Here is a 14,502-nt window from a genome sequence, read left to right on the forward strand (position 1 = left end):
CGGTATGGATCCCAGACTGGAAGAGCGCGCCCGCGAGCTGCGCGCCCTGCTGCAGAAGGCCAGCATCGCCTACTACGTCCACGATGCCCCCATCCTGGAAGACAGCGTTTACGACCGCCTCTACCGCGAGCTGCAAGAGCTGGAGCGGGCTTACCCCGAACTGGTCACCCCCGACAGCCCTACCCAGCGGGTGGGAGAAAAACCTGCAGAGCATTTTCCTACTGTCTTCCACCGCATCCCCCTCCACAGCTTGGAAAATGCTTTCAACCCAGAAGAGCTAGAGGAGTGGCAAGAGCGCCTGCTGCGAGTTTTGGGCCGCGACAGCGAGACAGAGGAGGAGCTGGAATACGTCTGTGAGCTGAAGATCGATGGCGCCGCCTTGGCCCTGACCTACCTCGATGGTCTTTTGGAGCGGGGCGCTACCCGGGGGGACGGTCAGGCCGGAGAGGACATCACCCCCAACGTGCGCGCCATTCGTTCCATTCCCCTGCGGCTGGCGACGGCAGATCCGCCTCCCGTTTTGGAGGTGCGGGGGGAAGTCTATCTGGCCCTGGCTGAGTTCGAGCGCATCAACCAAGAGCGCCGCTCCGCTGGGGATCCCCCCTTTGCCAACCCGCGCAACTGCGCCGCCGGCACCCTGCGCCAATTGGATAGCCGCGTTGTCGCCGCCCGCAAGCTCAGCTTTTTTGCCTATGCCCTCCACTGGCCAGAAGGCTGGCCGAGCGGGGATCCCCCGCAAACCCAGTGGCAGTGTCTGCAGCGGCTCAAGGAGCTGGGATTGCCCGTCAATCCTCTGTCCCAGGTGTGCCGGGGCTTGCAGGAGGTGATCCAATTTTACGAGCGGTGGCGGGGTGCCCAGCTCCCCTACGCCTGCGACGGCGTGGTGGTGAAGCTCAACTCCTTGCGGCTGCAAGAGGAGGCCGGCTTTACGCAAAAATTCCCCCGCTGGGCCATTGCCATCAAATACCCTGCCCAGGAAGTCCCCACCCGCATCCGCGCCATCGTGGCCAGCGTAGGCCGCACCGGAGCCGTCACCCCGGTGGCAGAGCTGGAGCCCGTGCTTCTGGCCGGCACCACCGTCAGCCGCGCCAGCCTGCACAATGCCGATCGCCTCGAGGAGCTGGATGTGCACATCGGCGACACGGCCATCGTGCGCAAAGCCGGGGAGATCATCCCCGAGGTGGTGGGGATCCTCAAAGAGTTGCGCCCCCCCGACGCTGTTCCCTACCGCCTGCCCAGCCACTGCCCCGAATGCCACACCCCCCTGGTTCGCCCTGCCGGCGAGGCGATAACCCGCTGCCCCAACCCAGACTGCCCGGCCAAGATCAGGGGGGAACTGCAGCACTGGGCCAGCCGCGACGCTTTGGATATCGAGGGCTTAGGGGAAAAGCGAGTAGCCCAGTTGGTGGAAAAGCTGGGGGTGCGCACCGTGGCCGACCTCTACCGCCTCGCCCCGGAACAGTTGGAGAGTTTGGCAGGGATGGGATCCCGTTCCAGCCAGAAGCTGGTGCAGGCCATTCAGCGCTCCCGCCAACAGCCCTGGGAGCGGGTGCTATATGGATTGGGGATCCCCCATGTGGGGGTGGTGACCGCCCAGACTTTGGCCCAGCATTTCCCCGCCCCAGAACTCTTAGCCCAGGCCAGGGCTGAAGACATCGCCCAGATCTACGGGATAGGGGCGGAAATTGCCGAGGCGGTGGTGGCCTGGTTTGCCGATCCCGCCCACCAGAAGTTGTTGCAGGAGCTGGGGGAGCTGGGGATCCCTGCCCTGCCCCAGCAGAAGGCCCCTGCTGTTTCCCAGGTGCTGGCCGGGAAGAAGTTTGTAATCACTGGCACCTTGCCCACCCTCTCCCGCCAGCAGGCCAAGGCTTGGATTGAGAGCCGCGGCGGCAAAGTGACCGCCAGCGTCAGCCGCCAAACCGACTATGTGGTGGTGGGGTCGGATCCCGGCTCCAAGCTCAAGCAGGCGCAAGAATTGGGGATCCCCCTGCTGAGCGAAGCGGAGCTGTTGGCCCTGGAATCCGGTGATCCGCAGCCTTGACAGGGGTAGATCCCCAGAAAACTTGGGGAAAGTGGGTTGTTCTAACGGCAGGGATGATTTATGATTCAACTCTAGTGAGGAGTGGACGCCAATAGGGGGGAAGCGAACGAAACACGGACAGTTCCTTCCCCTTTTTGGTTGCCAACAAAGGCCGTCACACCCCCCCGAAAGCATCCAACTTAACTGAAAGATCCCTTGGCCTTCGATAGCCATCTTTGCCAGGGCCGGGTAAGTTCTACTATGATGGGATCAGCGGAGACGCATGTTTCCGTTCACTCCTCACACCATCTGCCGCTCGGCGTTCAGTCGGGCGGTTTTTCTGTAGACCTGTCTAGGGGGGTCACAGTTATCTCACAAGAATCTCTGAGCACTTCGCCTGGGAACAAGCCCAGCGGAGATGCTAGACTGATAGACCAGTGAGTTCCACCCGCCTCGGCATTCCTACACTCTCATAGCCGATTTGCCCCACGCTTTGATTTGTTTGAATGTCCAGTCTTCTTCTGGCTTTTGCCGGATAGGATAGCCAAGAACAAGCAGCAACGAGGATCCCATGGCCAAATATGACTCCCACTTAAGGTGCTCCTTCTGCAATAAGTCCCAGGATCAAGTGCGCAAGTTGATTGCAGGGCCGGGGGTCTACATTTGTGACGAGTGTGTGGAGCTCTGCAACGAAATTTTGGATGAGGAGCTCTACGACGGCAACCCTCCTGCTACTGCTGCCACTGCCCCTGCCCCCAGTCGTCGCGAAACCACCAAGAAATCTTTTCGCAGCCTGCCTTCTCTGGCGCAGTTGCCTAAGCCGCGCGAGATCATGCGTTATCTTGACCAATATGTGATCGGCCAAGAGAAGGCCAAGAAGGTCTTGTCGGTGGCGGTGTACAACCACTACAAGCGCCTAGCGGCCAAGGCCAACCCCAGCAGCCTCGGAGCTGCGGAGCTGGATGAGGTGGAGCTGCAAAAGTCCAACATCTTGATCATCGGCCCCACCGGCTCCGGCAAAACCCTGCTGGCCGAAACCCTGGCCCGCATGTTGGATGTGCCCTTTGCTGTTGCCGATGCCACCACCCTCACCGAAGCCGGCTACGTCGGCGAAGATGTGGAAAACATCCTGTTGCGCCTGCTGCAGGTGGCGGACATGGATGTGGAAGCAGCCCAGCGCGGCATCATCTACATCGACGAAATCGACAAAATTGCCCGCAAGAGCGAAAACCCCTCCATTACCCGCGACGTTTCCGGCGAAGGGGTGCAGCAGGCTTTGCTGAAGATGCTGGAAGGCACCATCGCCAACGTGCCCCCCCAAGGCGGACGCAAGCACCCCTACCAAGACTGCATTCAAATCGATACTTCGAATATCCTCTTTATCTGCGGGGGCGCTTTTGTCGGCCTAGAGAAGGTAATCGAGCAGCGCATCGGCAAAAAGTCGATGGGCTTTATCAAGCCAGGGGAGCAGCTAGCAGTTACCCGTGAGCAGCGCATGGCCAACGCCCTCAAGGCTTTGGAGCCGGAGGATTTGATCAAGTACGGCATGATCCCCGAATTCACGGGACGAATTCCGGTGGTGGCCACTTTGGATCCGCTGGATGAGAAGGCGCTGGAGGCCATCTTGACGCAGCCTAAGAATGCCATTCTCAAACAGGCGCAAAAGCTGTTGCGCATGGACGGGGTGGAGCTGGAGTTCGAGCCGGCTGCCATTTCTGCCATTGCCAAGGAAGCCTACCGTCGCAAAACGGGGGCGCGGGCGTTGCGGGCCATTGTGGAGGAGCTAATGCTGGATGTAATGTACGAGGCGCCCTCCCGCCGTGACCTAAAGTACATCCGCATCACCGCCGAGATGGTGGAGCGCCGTTCCACGCACGAGCTGATCCCTCACCCTTCCACCCTGCCCAAGCCTGAGTCTGCCTAGGATCTCAGCCCTGCCCGATCCCTGCTGCGTCAGCCTATGATTGGTGTTTGGTTTTGAAGTAAAGGGCAAGGGGGCGCATGGGGCGAGCGGATCGCGAGTATGCGGTGATCGGTCTGGGACGCTTCGGCACGAGTTTGGCCCTCACGCTGATGGAGCGGGGGCACAATGTTTTGGGGATCGACCGCAGCCGGGAGATCGTGCAGCGTCTGGCGGATCAACTGACGCAGGTGGTGGCTCTGGATTCCAGCGATGAGGATGCGCTGCGAGCGGTGGATATTCTCTCCTTCGACACGGTGGTGGTGGCCATCGGCAGCGATTTCGAGAGCAATTTGCTGACGACGGTGGCCCTCAAGAGCTTAGGGGTGCGCAACGTGGTTTGCAAGGCTTCGACGGAGCGGCAGCGCTCGATTCTCTTGCGGGTGGGCGCCGATCGGGTGGTGTTGCCGGAGCAGGAGGCGGGCCGGCGTCTGGCTCAGGTGTTGACGGCACCAGGGATCCTGGATCAATTGGAGCTGGAGCCGGGCTACGGCATTACCGAGCTGGAGGTGCCGGAGGCGTTGGTGGGCCATACGCTGGCGGAGTCGGACTTGCGTCGCCGCTTTGGCATCACGGTCTTGGTGGTGAAGCGAAAACAATCATTGGTGGTCTCACCGCCAGCAGACTACCTGTTGGAGAAGGGAGATCTGCTGGTGGTGCTGGGGGCCAATACCAATATCTCGCGGCTGAACGAGATGTAAGGGGGGATCCGATGAGAGAGGGTTGTGTCCCGCCGTCGCAACCCGAGGGGGCTGGGGGCTGGGGGTCTGCCCGAGCTGCGGGAAGCCCTCGCCTGATGCTGCCTCAGTCCTCTTGGATCCCGGCCAACCGCTTGCATCGGCTCGTTTTTGGGGACAGGCGTCGCCCGCTGCCGCCGCCTCTGCGCCTGGTCGCAGGGTTGGGCCTGCTGGCGGTGGTGGGAACTTTGCTGCTGATGCTGCCGGGGATCGGGCGCGGAGATCCCTTGAGCTGGAATGAGGCGCTATTCACGGCCATGTCCGCCCTGAGCGTAACGGGGCTCTCGACGATTGTGGCGGCGGAGGATCTCACTCTGTTCGGCCAGATCGTCTTGCTGCTGTTGATCCAAATTGGCGGGGTAGGCTTCATGGTGCTGGCGGTGGTGGTGTTCCAACTGATCGGGCGGCGCATCTCCCTGCTCAACCGCTTGGCGCTGTGCAATTCGCTGGGCCTGATCGATCCGGGGGCCATTCTGGAATTGACGCGGCGGGTGTTGATCGGGGTCACCCTGATCGAGCTGGGAGGGGCCCTGCTGCTCTGGGTGCATTGGCGGGATCTCTACGGGCCAGGTCGGGCGGTTTTTCTGGCCATTTTTCACGCCGTGTCAGCTTTCTGTAATGCGGGGTTCGACCTATTTGGGCAGGAGGGGATCCCTACGGATGGCCTGTCGCTGGCGATCTTGGGCGCTCTGATTTTTATTGGCGGCTTGGGCATCCCGGTTTTGTCGGATTTGTTAACTTGGCCGCGGGGCCACCGTCCCTCTCTGCACACCCGCATCACTCTAGTTGTGGTAGTGGTCTTGCTCTGCACAGGCGGCTTGGGGATGTTCTTGGCCGAGAGTTTGCCTGAGGGATCCCTGCGGGAGCTGAACTGGCCCCGCCGCTTGGGCCTGACGTTTTTTCAATCGGTTTCGGCTCGTACCGCCGGGTTCGCCGGGATCCCCATTGAGGATTTGACCCCGGCAAGTCGGTTGTTGCTGATGGCTCTCATGTTTATCGGGGCAGCTCCGGCTTCTATGGGGGGTGGCATCACCACCGGAACCTTGGCGGTGTTGGTGCTGGCCCTGTGGGGCTATGCCCGCGGCCTGCCCAGCGCCCAGATTGCCGGGCGCAGTTTGGATCCCTCGATGGTGCGCAAGGCGGCGGCGGTGCTGACGGTTTCTCTGTTTGTGGTGCTGTTGGCGGCCTGGCTGATCTTGATTTCCCACGGCAACAGCAGGCTGGATCCGGTGTTGTTTGAAGTGATCTCCGCTTTTGCCACCTGCGGTCTCTCGACGGGGTTTACCGGGGAGCTGAACTTGTTTGGCCAACTGATCATCGTTTTGGTGATGTTCTGGGGCCGCTTGGGGGCACTGACCATCGTCTTGGCTTTGGCCCAACAGCAGCCCCGCCCGTTGGTGACCTACCCTGAAGAGTCGATCTTAATCGGTTAGCTAAGGCAGTCTTCGTTAGACTGGGTATCGGAGTTCTCTGTCTCTCGCGTTGCCAGGAGCCATCCGTGTCCAAGTTCCTTCTCATCGGTTCTACTGAGCCCTTCAGCGGCAAGTCGGCAGCCATCTTGGGTTTGGCCAAGCATTTGCAGCGGCAGGGGGTGCAAGTTACCTACAGCAAGCCGATTGGATCGTGGGCTAGAGAGGATGGCTCCCTGGAAGGGATGGATCCGGATATGCGCTTTGTAGCGGAGACGCTGCGGCTGACTCAGATGCCTCCCATGCTTCTCCAGCTCAACGAAGAGGCGTTGCTGGCTCACATCCAGCAGTCGCTGGAGAAGCTGGCCCCCGCCTGCTCCGTTGCCCCTCTGCTGGAGTTTGCCGAGGGATCCGCTGCGGATTTGATCCTGCTAGAGGGCCCCGCCGATCTCTACGAGGGAGAGTTGTTTGGCCTCTCCTTGGCCAAAATGGCCCAAGCCCTGGATGCTCAGGTACTGCTGATCAACCGCTACCACTCCCCTTTGGCGGTCGATTCTCTTCTCTTTGCCCACCGCCAACTGGGATCCCATTTGGCCGGCGTGCTGCTCAACGATGTGCCGCCCGACCAGATGGAGCCCACCAAGACCACCGTTCGACCCTTCCTGGAGGCGAAAGGGATCCCGGTTTTGGGCATTTTGCCCTCCCACCGCATTTTGCGCAGCATCAGCGTCGGCGAGCTGGCGCGGCAACTGGAGGCCGAGGTGCTCTGCTGCCCAGATCGCCTGGATTTGATGGTAGAAAACATCGCCGTGGGGGCGATGAACGTCAACTCGGCCTTGAAGTACTTCCGCAAGCTGGAGCACAAGGCGGTGATCACCGGCGGAGACCGCACCGATATTCAACTGGCCGCCCTGGAAACTTCCACCCTCTGCCTGATCTTGACCGGCAAGCTGCCTCTGGATCCCCGCATTCAATCTCGAGCAGAAGAGCTGGAAGTGCCGATCCTCTCGGTGGATCTGGACACTTTCACCACCATTAACCGCATCGAACGGGTTTTTGGCCAAATTCGCCTCCATGAGGAGGTGAAAGTCCGCTGCATCCAGGAGCTAATGTCAGCAAATTTTGACTTTTCTCGCCTCTATGCTCATTTGGGCTTGACACAACCCCTAGTGTCAGCGGCGGGCACCTAAAAAAAATCATTATCAGACCTCTCTACCCCTAGTGCTTAATTAGATATTTTTTCAAAACTAAGCACTATACCTGATCAAGATGAAAATAAGCTCTGTTCTGGTGCGCTGGCTTCTAGTGTCTGATGCTTTCCAGCATCTGCAATGATTTCTGCAAAAAAACGCAGAGATCTCTCGCCGAGTTGGCCTACTCGCTGAATTGGGGGGATATCATGCGAGTATTCATCACCTCAACACACCACTCCTCCCCCAGGTTTTCTGGGGGTTTTTGTTTGCGCTGTTTTGGCAGGAGTTCCCTATCTCTATACCCTAACGGGGCTTATGCTGCTGATGGTGTGAAATAAGGCTTCGCTGACGCTGTTTCCACTAAATATCTACTAAGTAGTGGCGCTGACAGGCCTGGGGGGTTAAGATCCAGTGTCTGTTGTCGAGCAGGGATCCTGAATGATGGCCCAAGTCTCACGGACTCACAACCGTGGAGGAGCGCGCCCTAGCCGTCCGGTTGCTTGCCCCCACAGCGGCATCTTCACTGACGGGGGCTGTTCCCCCAATCCGGGGCCAGGGGGATGGGCGGTGGTGGTGGTTGAGGATGACCAGATTGTGGAAGAGTTTTGGGGAGGGGATCCCGCCAGCACCAACAACCGCATGGAATTGACCGGTCTCATTCGGGCCTTGCAATACTGCCGCGATACCCAGGACAACTGCATGGACACTATCTACAGCGACTCCCATCTCTGTGTGCAGACCTACAACGATTGGATGGAGCGCTGGGCAGCGCAGGGGTGGCGACGGCGTACGGGGCCGGTGGAAAACCTGGACTTGGTGCAAGAGCTGTATCAACTGAAACGGCAGTGCCCGCAGGTGCGGGTGGCCTGGATCCCGGCCCACCGAGGTCTGCGCTGGAACGAATATGTGGATGGGCTGGTCGCGCGCGCCCGATCCCGGTAGGCATTTCAAGTAACAATTTCTACATATTTTGGTGGGCGGGCCTGGGATCACAGACAGCCTTCGAGTTCATCGCTTATGCTCAAGAGGACGGCTCGTTGCAGGTGTGGTATGCAGGCCCAACTTTATCGTTGCCCCCGTCCGTTCTCCCTGACATTGATGGCGGTGGGGGGCTCTTGGCTTTTGGGCTCCTGTCAGCTCAGGGCACCCCAGGTGCAGTTGCCCGGCGACGTCCTGCCGGAGACGGCGCTGGTTCCCCAATCGGCACCCCTGGTGTTGGCCTTTTCCACCAAACCGGAAGAGGCGCTGCGCACCCACCCTGACCTTTTGGCCCGTTGGGAGAGCTGGACGGCAGAAGCTTGGGCCAGCACCGGCCAGGAGTTCTCCCGCGAGGAGATCCAGACCTGGGCCGGGGATCAATTCACGCTGGCGGTGGTGATCCCCAACCTGGTGCCGGGGGCTGCGGAACCGATGCCTGGGATCCTCTTTGGAGCCAGCACCCGCAACGCCGATCTGTCCAGGCAATTCCTGGCCCAAGTGCGGCAACAGGCAGAGGCGGAAGGGGCCAACTTCGAGCAGCGCCAGGAGCAAGGGGTGACTCTCTACGTGCAAACCAATGGGGAGCCGGGCGAACGGTGGGTGACTGCGGAGTTTGGCAACCGCTTCGTGGCCCTGGCCAACGATCCCAAGGTGATGGAGCAGGCAATTGCTGTCTATCGCGGCCAGGCGGAGCCCATTAGCCGCGCCGAAGCTTTCCAAGCTGCCGTGGGCGATCTCTACCAGAAGCCGGGCGCCCTGGCCTTTGCCTACTTCAACTTCCAGGCTTTGCAGGAGGATCCCGAGTCTTTCCGAGATTGGACGCGGGACTGGGATCCGGCGGAGCTGGGATCCCTGCAGCCGCTGCGCTCTTTGGCTATGGCTGCCCACTGGCGGGAGCAGGGCCTGCAGATGCGCCTACTCACCCAACTGGATCCCCAAACTCCCCTGCTGCGCAGGTGGCAGACTGCCCGGGGCGAGCTGATCCAGCGGCTGCCCGGCAGTGCCCTGGCGGTGATCACCACCCAGCAGGTTGCCCAACGCTGGCAGGCGGCTGTGGCGGAGCTGGAAGAGGATCCCCAGGCCAAAGAGTCCCTGGATGAACTGCGGGCCGAGTTCCGCACCAACACCCGCGTGGATCTGGATCGAGACCTGATGGCTTGGCTGGATGGGGAGATAGCCTTGCTGGTGGCGCCCGATGCCCAGGCCCACCCCCTCTTGCAAGGCATGGGGGCGGCTTTGATCATCGAGAGCAGCCAAAAAGACAAAGCCAACGCGGCCCTGGCCCAGTTGGATCGGCTGGCTCAGGAGTCGGGCGCGCGAGTAACGGAAGCCGATGGCCAGGTAACCTGGGCGGATCCCTTGTTTAACCGTCCGCTTCTAACCCGTGCCTGGGAAGGCAACTACCTGATGGTTACCACCAGCACGGCGGCGCTGCAAAGCCTTGCCCAGCGCCAGGGCCATCTGCTTCCTCAAACCGAGCCGCTGAAAACCCTCTACAACCAGTTGCCCAAGCCCAACTACGGCTACTTTTTGCTGAATTGGCGAGGCCTCCGCACGGTGCTAGAAGCCGCCTTGCCAGGTGGGCTGGCCAGCGTAGAGCCGGAAGCCCGCGAGCTGCTGACCCGCATCGATGGGGTGGGGATCACCAGCTACCCCGCCGGGGAGCATGCTTTTGGGCTGGAGCTGCTGGTTACCGTTCCGCCCAAGCCACAGCCGTAAGCTCCTTCTCCCCTCTCCCAGAGGGAGAGGGGCCGGGGGTGAGGGCAGCTCCCTCTGGGAGAGGGATCGGGGGTGAGGGCTACAACCGGATCAGGCCGTAGGTGAGGGCGTAGCGCACCAGCTCGGTGCGGCTGCTGGTGCCCGTCTTGTTGAGGAGGCGGGTGACGTATTTTTCCACGTTGCGCACGCTGGTTTGCAGTTGTTTGGCAATTTCTTTGTTCATCAGACCTTCTGCCACCTTCTCCAACACCTGCTGTTCCCGCGGCGTCAGCTCCACCTTAATCGGTGGGGGCAAAGGAGTTGGGGTGAGGGACTGGGAGGGACTGGTTGGGGGGAGAGTTCGCTCCGACAGCAGGGCGCGAATCGAGGCCAGCTCACGGGCCACCACTTCCGAGGGGCTAGCCGCGCGCGAGCGCTCGATGAGATTGGAGACAATGGCCACCAGCTCTTCCGGATCGAAGGGCTTGGGCAAGTAGGCATCGACGCCGGCCCGGTAGCCTTGGATGCGGTCGGCGGTCATCCCTTTAGCGGTGAGGAACACCACCGGCAGATGGCTGTAGGGCTCGAGTTTTCGCACTTGCGCCAAAAATTGGTAGCCGTCCATGCCCGGCATCATGATGTCGGAGATGATCAGTTGCGGTTGGGCCGTGCCGAGAAGCTGCAGAGCCTGCTGGGCGTTGGCAGCCGGGATCACCTCAAAGCCGCTGTCTTCTAGGTAGGCTTGCACTGCCTCCCGCAGACCTGGCTCGTCATCTACCAACAAGATGCGGGCCGAGGCAGGTTCGGGTTTGGCTTGAGCGGAGGGGGCCATTGGGCAGCTCCTGGATAGCTTTCAAGATTTTGGCTGGGAGAAACACCCTTGCTCACATTTTCAAGCTCTACTGGGCCGTGGGCAATCTGAGGCGAAAACAAGAGCCTTGGGGGGAGCTGTCCACGCGAAGGTCTCCTCCCATCTGGGTGGCCAAGTCGCGGCTAATGGCCAACCCCAGCCCCTGTCCTGGCTTAGAAAGATCCGCCCGAAAGAAAGGGTCAAAGATCCGCTCCAGGTTCTCGGGGTGGATGCCGGGGCCATTGTCACAGACGGCGATGGCTACTGACCGCTGCGAGTCAGGTGAGCAATCCTCAACCAACTCCACCTTCAGCCAAATCTGACCTGGGGGCGGGGTATATTTGCAGGCGTTGTCGATTAGGTTATCCAGCACCTGCCGCAGGGCGCGCGGATCGCCTTGTACAGGGGGCAGCGAAGGGGGCAGAACGGCCTGAAAGCGGTGTCCCTGGGTTTCCGCCAGGGCTTGATAAATGGGGATCCACTCCCGCAGCAGGTCAGGCAAGGAGAGGGACTGAAGTTGGAGAGGAGCCGGGATCCCGTCCAAACGCTCGAACTCCGCCAGCAGATCTTGCAGATGCTTGCACTCCTGTTCAATGCTCAGGCCAATCCAGTGGTTGCGATCTTCTGGGGGCAAGCGTTTTTGTAGTAACTTGGCCAACGTGCTCAGAGCGGTGAGAGGGTTGCGCATCTCGTGGAGCAAGGTGGAGAGCTGCTGCGCAGAGAGAGTTACCCCCTTGACTCTGGGATCCCCAGCTCCACAGGCAGGCTCTGGCTCTGGATGGTGTTCGGCAACTTTTCTGGCTCTCGGCATGGATCCAATCTCTAGACTCTCCCGGCGCTGGCAGATCGATCCTAGCCCCATCTCCCCTGCGATCCGCCACAAGGATATCGGGATGAGAGCGGGATCGGTGGCTCATAGCTGGCGGGGCAGGTAGATGTTGAGAATTTCCCCCCGGTGGGCGCGGTGGCGCACGGTGAGGTAGCCCCCCAAGGCGCGGAACAAGGTTTGGGTGACGGGAAGGCTGAGGCTCACTGCACCCGTATCCGGCTGCACGACCAACAACTGCCCAATGGCTTGGGGAGATTTGGGCTCTGAGTCGGCAGCGGCGTTGCTGGCCTCAGGTGTGTTGACCTGAAACTGGAGTTTGACCAGCTCGCCAGCGCTGACCAGCTGGGCGCGAATGTGGCTGCCGGCCGGTGTGCTGCGGGCAATGCGATCCACCATGCCGAACAGCACCGCTTCCAGCGCCTTGGGATCGCTGACCACATCCGGCAGCTCGTCGGGGATCTGCAGCTCCAGTTGGGATCCCCGTCGTTTCACCTGCTCCTGCCAGCGAGGTAGGTTTTGCCGCACCAAGTCCACCAACGCAATGGGCTCTAGCTGGAGCCGACGCCCTTCGCCGGGAGTGGCAGCGGGCATCACGGTTTCCGTGGCCTGGAAGAACAGCCCGAAGCGGTTGATCTGCTCGGTACATTCGCGATCGATTTTCTCTACGTATTCCCGTACCCGTGGCGGCAGGTCGCGCCGCTTCAGAATGAGACTGACCAAGGTGCGGATGGTGCTAAGGGGGGTCTGGATCTCGTGAATGAGAGCCCGCAACAGTTCTGCCTCCGAAAGGCTGCTCTGTTGACCAGAGGACTGGCTCTGGGGAGAGGAATCTGTGGGGGAAGGGGGAGAGGAAGCTGCCGAGAGCCGCCCCTTCTTGGTGTCTTCTGGCCGGGTTGGGGGCGCAGGGGAGTTCTCCACCTCAGCTCTAGCAGGGGGCAGGCAAGCGGGCGAGGAGCCCGATTCGGCCAAGTTCCCTAACAAAAGAAGGCTGCTGAAGCGGGCCAGCACCCGCACATGCGGCTGCATCAGTGGATAGTGGATGGCCAACTCTCGCCAAGCAGCAAGCTGATCCGGCCTGCCCTGTTGAACCCGCTGCTCCAGGCTTTGCCAAGCCCGATGCACCACCTCCGGCTCAAAAGACACCATCATGCCTCTTTGCCGCGTGTGGGGGTGATACCCTTGGGCGGCCACCGCCGAAAAAACAGGGGTGAGCACCAGCAAAAAAGGCTCCTCCACCAAGGGATCCCGCGGCAGGAGAGGGATCACCGTCTGGCCAGGGGTCAGGATCGACTCCGGCGACAGATCGGGGGTAAACAGCCAGGGGGCTTCGCGGGCCGGCTCTTGCAGCTTCAGGTTGGGTTCTGGGGCGTCGATGGGCAGCGGCAGCTGGGGCAGCGGATCCCGCACCACCCAGGGGGGCCACCAAGACACCGGCCCACCGATCACCACGCCAAACCGTCCCACCTCTTGCCATAGCTGGAGCAGGGCTGCCACCGTCTGCTGCCACGAGCGCTCTCCTGCTCCCGGCAACCATTCTGGCAAAGGCAGAGCAGCCCACAAGGCTTCCATCAAGGACAGAAATCGGCGGCTGTTCACAGATCCCTTTGTCCCACCCTTCCCCTGTAGGCTAGCGGTTGTGGTGCTCCCAGGACAGCGGAAAACCTCACCTGCTCCAGGGCGGATCCCCGCCTTGCTCACCCAATCCGTCCATCCGGCAGGGTTGCCCCGCGCAAATTGGCACCGCTGAGGTTAGCCGTGCTTAGATCGGCTCGGGTCAGGATCGCGTCGCCGAGATCGGCGTTTTCCAGGTTAGTGCGCCCCAAGTAGGCGTCCACCAGGTTGGCATGCCTCAAATCGGCCCCGGCCAGATTGGCCCGACTGAGATCCGTCCGCGCCAGCTTGGCCGAGCGCAGGCAACTGGCGGAAAAATCGGCCCCGGCCAGATCTGCCTCACTCAAGTTGGCTTCTGTCAGATTCACCTGGCGCAGTATCGCCTCCTTCAAATTGGCCCGCATCATCTGCACTCCTTGCAGGTTTGCTCCTGTAAAGGCAGCCCCCCTCAGGTCGGTCTCGCTCAGGATGGCTCCCTGCAAACAGGCCTGCTGCAGATTGGCCCCTTGCAAGTTGGCCCTGAGCAGGCTGGCCTCTTTGAGATTGGCCCCGCTCAGGTCGGCCCGCGTCAAATCCGCTCCCGCCAGGTTGGCTCCGCTCAGGTCGGCGCGGCTGAGATTGGCGTTGCGCAACACCGCTCCCCGACGACTATCGAGTCGCAAGTTGGCCCCCCGCAGACAAGCCCCCCCCAAGTTGGCGCTGGTGAGGTTAGCCCAGCGCAGATCCGCATCCAGCAGATTGGCATCCAGCAGCAGGGCCAGGGTCAGGTTGGCCCCATGCAAATCTGCCCCCTGCAAAGTGGCGCCGTGCAACTGAGCATCTCTGAGATCTGCCTCGCTCAAGTCCGCCTGGCTGAGGTTGGCCCCACCGAGGTTAGCCCCAACAAGGTTGGCCTTCTGCAGCTTGGCCCGCCCCAAAAAAGCAAAAATCAAATTGGCACTGCGCAGGTTGGCTTGCGAGAGATCCACCCCGATTAAATCGGCCCGGCTTAGATCCAGGGCGGCTAGGTTTTCGCCCGCAAAGTTAGTGCGTCCTGCCCGGTAGAGGCGGAGCAGCTCCTTGGCATCCATAGGTAGAGAGGGGGAGCTCAGATGAAGCAGTGAGGGGGGATCTAACTGGTGGCCATTCTAGAAGAAAATCACGACGTTTCCCCACCGCTCTGCGCCGCCCTCACCCCAGCCCCGCAACCCCCCCACCACCCCCCCCCCGGGGCTTAT

General features: G+C 61.2%; 11 protein-coding genes. 7 read left to right on the forward strand and 4 right to left on the reverse strand.

Features of this window, described 5'->3' with window-relative positions; genetic code table 11:
• Positions 1-4: 4 nt before the first annotated feature.
• The 7 genes from ligA to NW826_RS02025 all read left to right on the forward strand — a co-directional run bounded on the left by ligA (position 5) and on the right by NW826_RS02025 (position 10,016).
• The gene (ligA, locus tag NW826_RS01995) at positions 5-2,041 is read left to right on the forward strand and encodes an NAD-dependent DNA ligase LigA (RefSeq protein WP_414509305.1); all 2,037 of its coding nucleotides are present in this window, start codon (positions 5-7) and stop codon (positions 2,039-2,041) included.
• Between the two features lie 550 nt (positions 2,042-2,591).
• A complete protein-coding gene (gene clpX, locus NW826_RS02000; RefSeq protein WP_414334720.1) occupies positions 2,592-3,944 on the forward strand; it encodes an ATP-dependent protease ATP-binding subunit ClpX in 1,353 nt (450 codons plus the stop codon).
• Positions 3,945-4,021: 77 nt separating this feature from the next.
• The gene (locus tag NW826_RS02005) at positions 4,022-4,681 is read left to right on the forward strand and encodes a potassium channel family protein (protein ID WP_414334721.1); all 660 of its coding nucleotides are present in this window, start codon (positions 4,022-4,024) and stop codon (positions 4,679-4,681) included.
• Between the two features lie 95 nt (positions 4,682-4,776).
• On the forward strand, positions 4,777-6,150 hold the full coding sequence (locus tag NW826_RS02010) for a TrkH family potassium uptake protein (protein ID WP_414367849.1): 1,374 nt from the start codon (positions 4,777-4,779) through the stop codon (positions 6,148-6,150).
• Positions 6,151-6,215: 65 nt separating this feature from the next.
• On the forward strand, positions 6,216-7,316 hold the full coding sequence (locus NW826_RS02015; protein WP_414509306.1) for a phosphotransacetylase family protein: 1,101 nt from the start codon (positions 6,216-6,218) through the stop codon (positions 7,314-7,316).
• 444 nt (positions 7,317-7,760) lie between these two features.
• Positions 7,761-8,261, forward strand: a complete 501-nt coding sequence (locus NW826_RS02020; protein ID WP_414509307.1) for a ribonuclease H family protein — start codon at positions 7,761-7,763, stop codon at positions 8,259-8,261.
• Positions 8,262-8,369: 108 nt separating this feature from the next.
• Complete coding sequence (locus tag NW826_RS02025; protein ID WP_414509308.1) at positions 8,370-10,016, forward strand: DUF3352 domain-containing protein; 1,647 nt, start codon at positions 8,370-8,372, stop codon at positions 10,014-10,016.
• Between the two features lie 79 nt (positions 10,017-10,095).
• Here NW826_RS02025 and NW826_RS02030 read toward each other — a convergent pair whose 3' ends face one another.
• From NW826_RS02030 to NW826_RS02045, 4 genes are all read right to left on the reverse strand, one after another.
• Entirely contained in the window at positions 10,096-10,827 is a 732-nt protein-coding gene (locus NW826_RS02030) for a response regulator (RefSeq protein WP_414509309.1), read from the reverse strand.
• A 67-nt stretch (positions 10,828-10,894) separates the two neighbouring features.
• Positions 10,895-11,656, reverse strand: coding sequence for a sensor histidine kinase (locus NW826_RS02035; protein WP_414349328.1), 762 nt, complete (start codon positions 11,654-11,656; stop codon positions 10,895-10,897).
• A gap of 102 nt (positions 11,657-11,758) precedes the next feature.
• Positions 11,759-13,270, reverse strand: coding sequence for a sensor histidine kinase (locus tag NW826_RS02040; protein WP_414336157.1), 1,512 nt, complete (start codon positions 13,268-13,270; stop codon positions 11,759-11,761).
• 98 nt (positions 13,271-13,368) lie between these two features.
• Positions 13,369-14,355 (reverse strand): pentapeptide repeat-containing protein, encoded by a 987-nt coding sequence (locus tag NW826_RS02045; RefSeq protein WP_414368777.1) that lies wholly within the window; start codon positions 14,353-14,355, stop codon positions 13,369-13,371.
• Between the last annotated feature and the right edge of the window lie 147 nt (positions 14,356-14,502).

Source organism: Synechococcus sp. OH20 (assembly GCF_047502685.1).
GTDB lineage: Bacteria > Cyanobacteriota > Cyanobacteriia > Thermostichales > Thermostichaceae > Thermostichus.

Bases quoted from the DNA above. Each gene is read 5' to 3' on its own strand.
- NW826_RS02010 (WP_414367849.1), top strand. From the start codon at position 4,777: ATGCTGCCTCAGTCCTCTTGGATCCCGGCCAACCGCTTGCATCGGCTC.
- NW826_RS02030 (WP_414509309.1), bottom strand. From the start codon at position 10,827: ATGGCCCCCTCCGCTCAAGCCAAACCCGAACCTGCCTCGGCCCGCATC.
- clpX (WP_414334720.1), top strand. From the start codon at position 2,592: ATGGCCAAATATGACTCCCACTTAAGGTGCTCCTTCTGCAATAAGTCC.
- NW826_RS02005 (WP_414334721.1), top strand. From the start codon at position 4,022: ATGGGGCGAGCGGATCGCGAGTATGCGGTGATCGGTCTGGGACGCTTC.
- NW826_RS02045 (WP_414368777.1), bottom strand. From the start codon at position 14,355: ATGGATGCCAAGGAGCTGCTCCGCCTCTACCGGGCAGGACGCACTAAC.
- ligA (WP_414509305.1), top strand. From the start codon at position 5: ATGGATCCCAGACTGGAAGAGCGCGCCCGCGAGCTGCGCGCCCTGCTG.
- NW826_RS02020 (WP_414509307.1), top strand. From the start codon at position 7,761: ATGGCCCAAGTCTCACGGACTCACAACCGTGGAGGAGCGCGCCCTAGC.
- NW826_RS02025 (WP_414509308.1), top strand. From the start codon at position 8,370: ATGCAGGCCCAACTTTATCGTTGCCCCCGTCCGTTCTCCCTGACATTG.
- NW826_RS02035 (WP_414349328.1), bottom strand. From the start codon at position 11,656: ATGCCGAGAGCCAGAAAAGTTGCCGAACACCATCCAGAGCCAGAGCCT.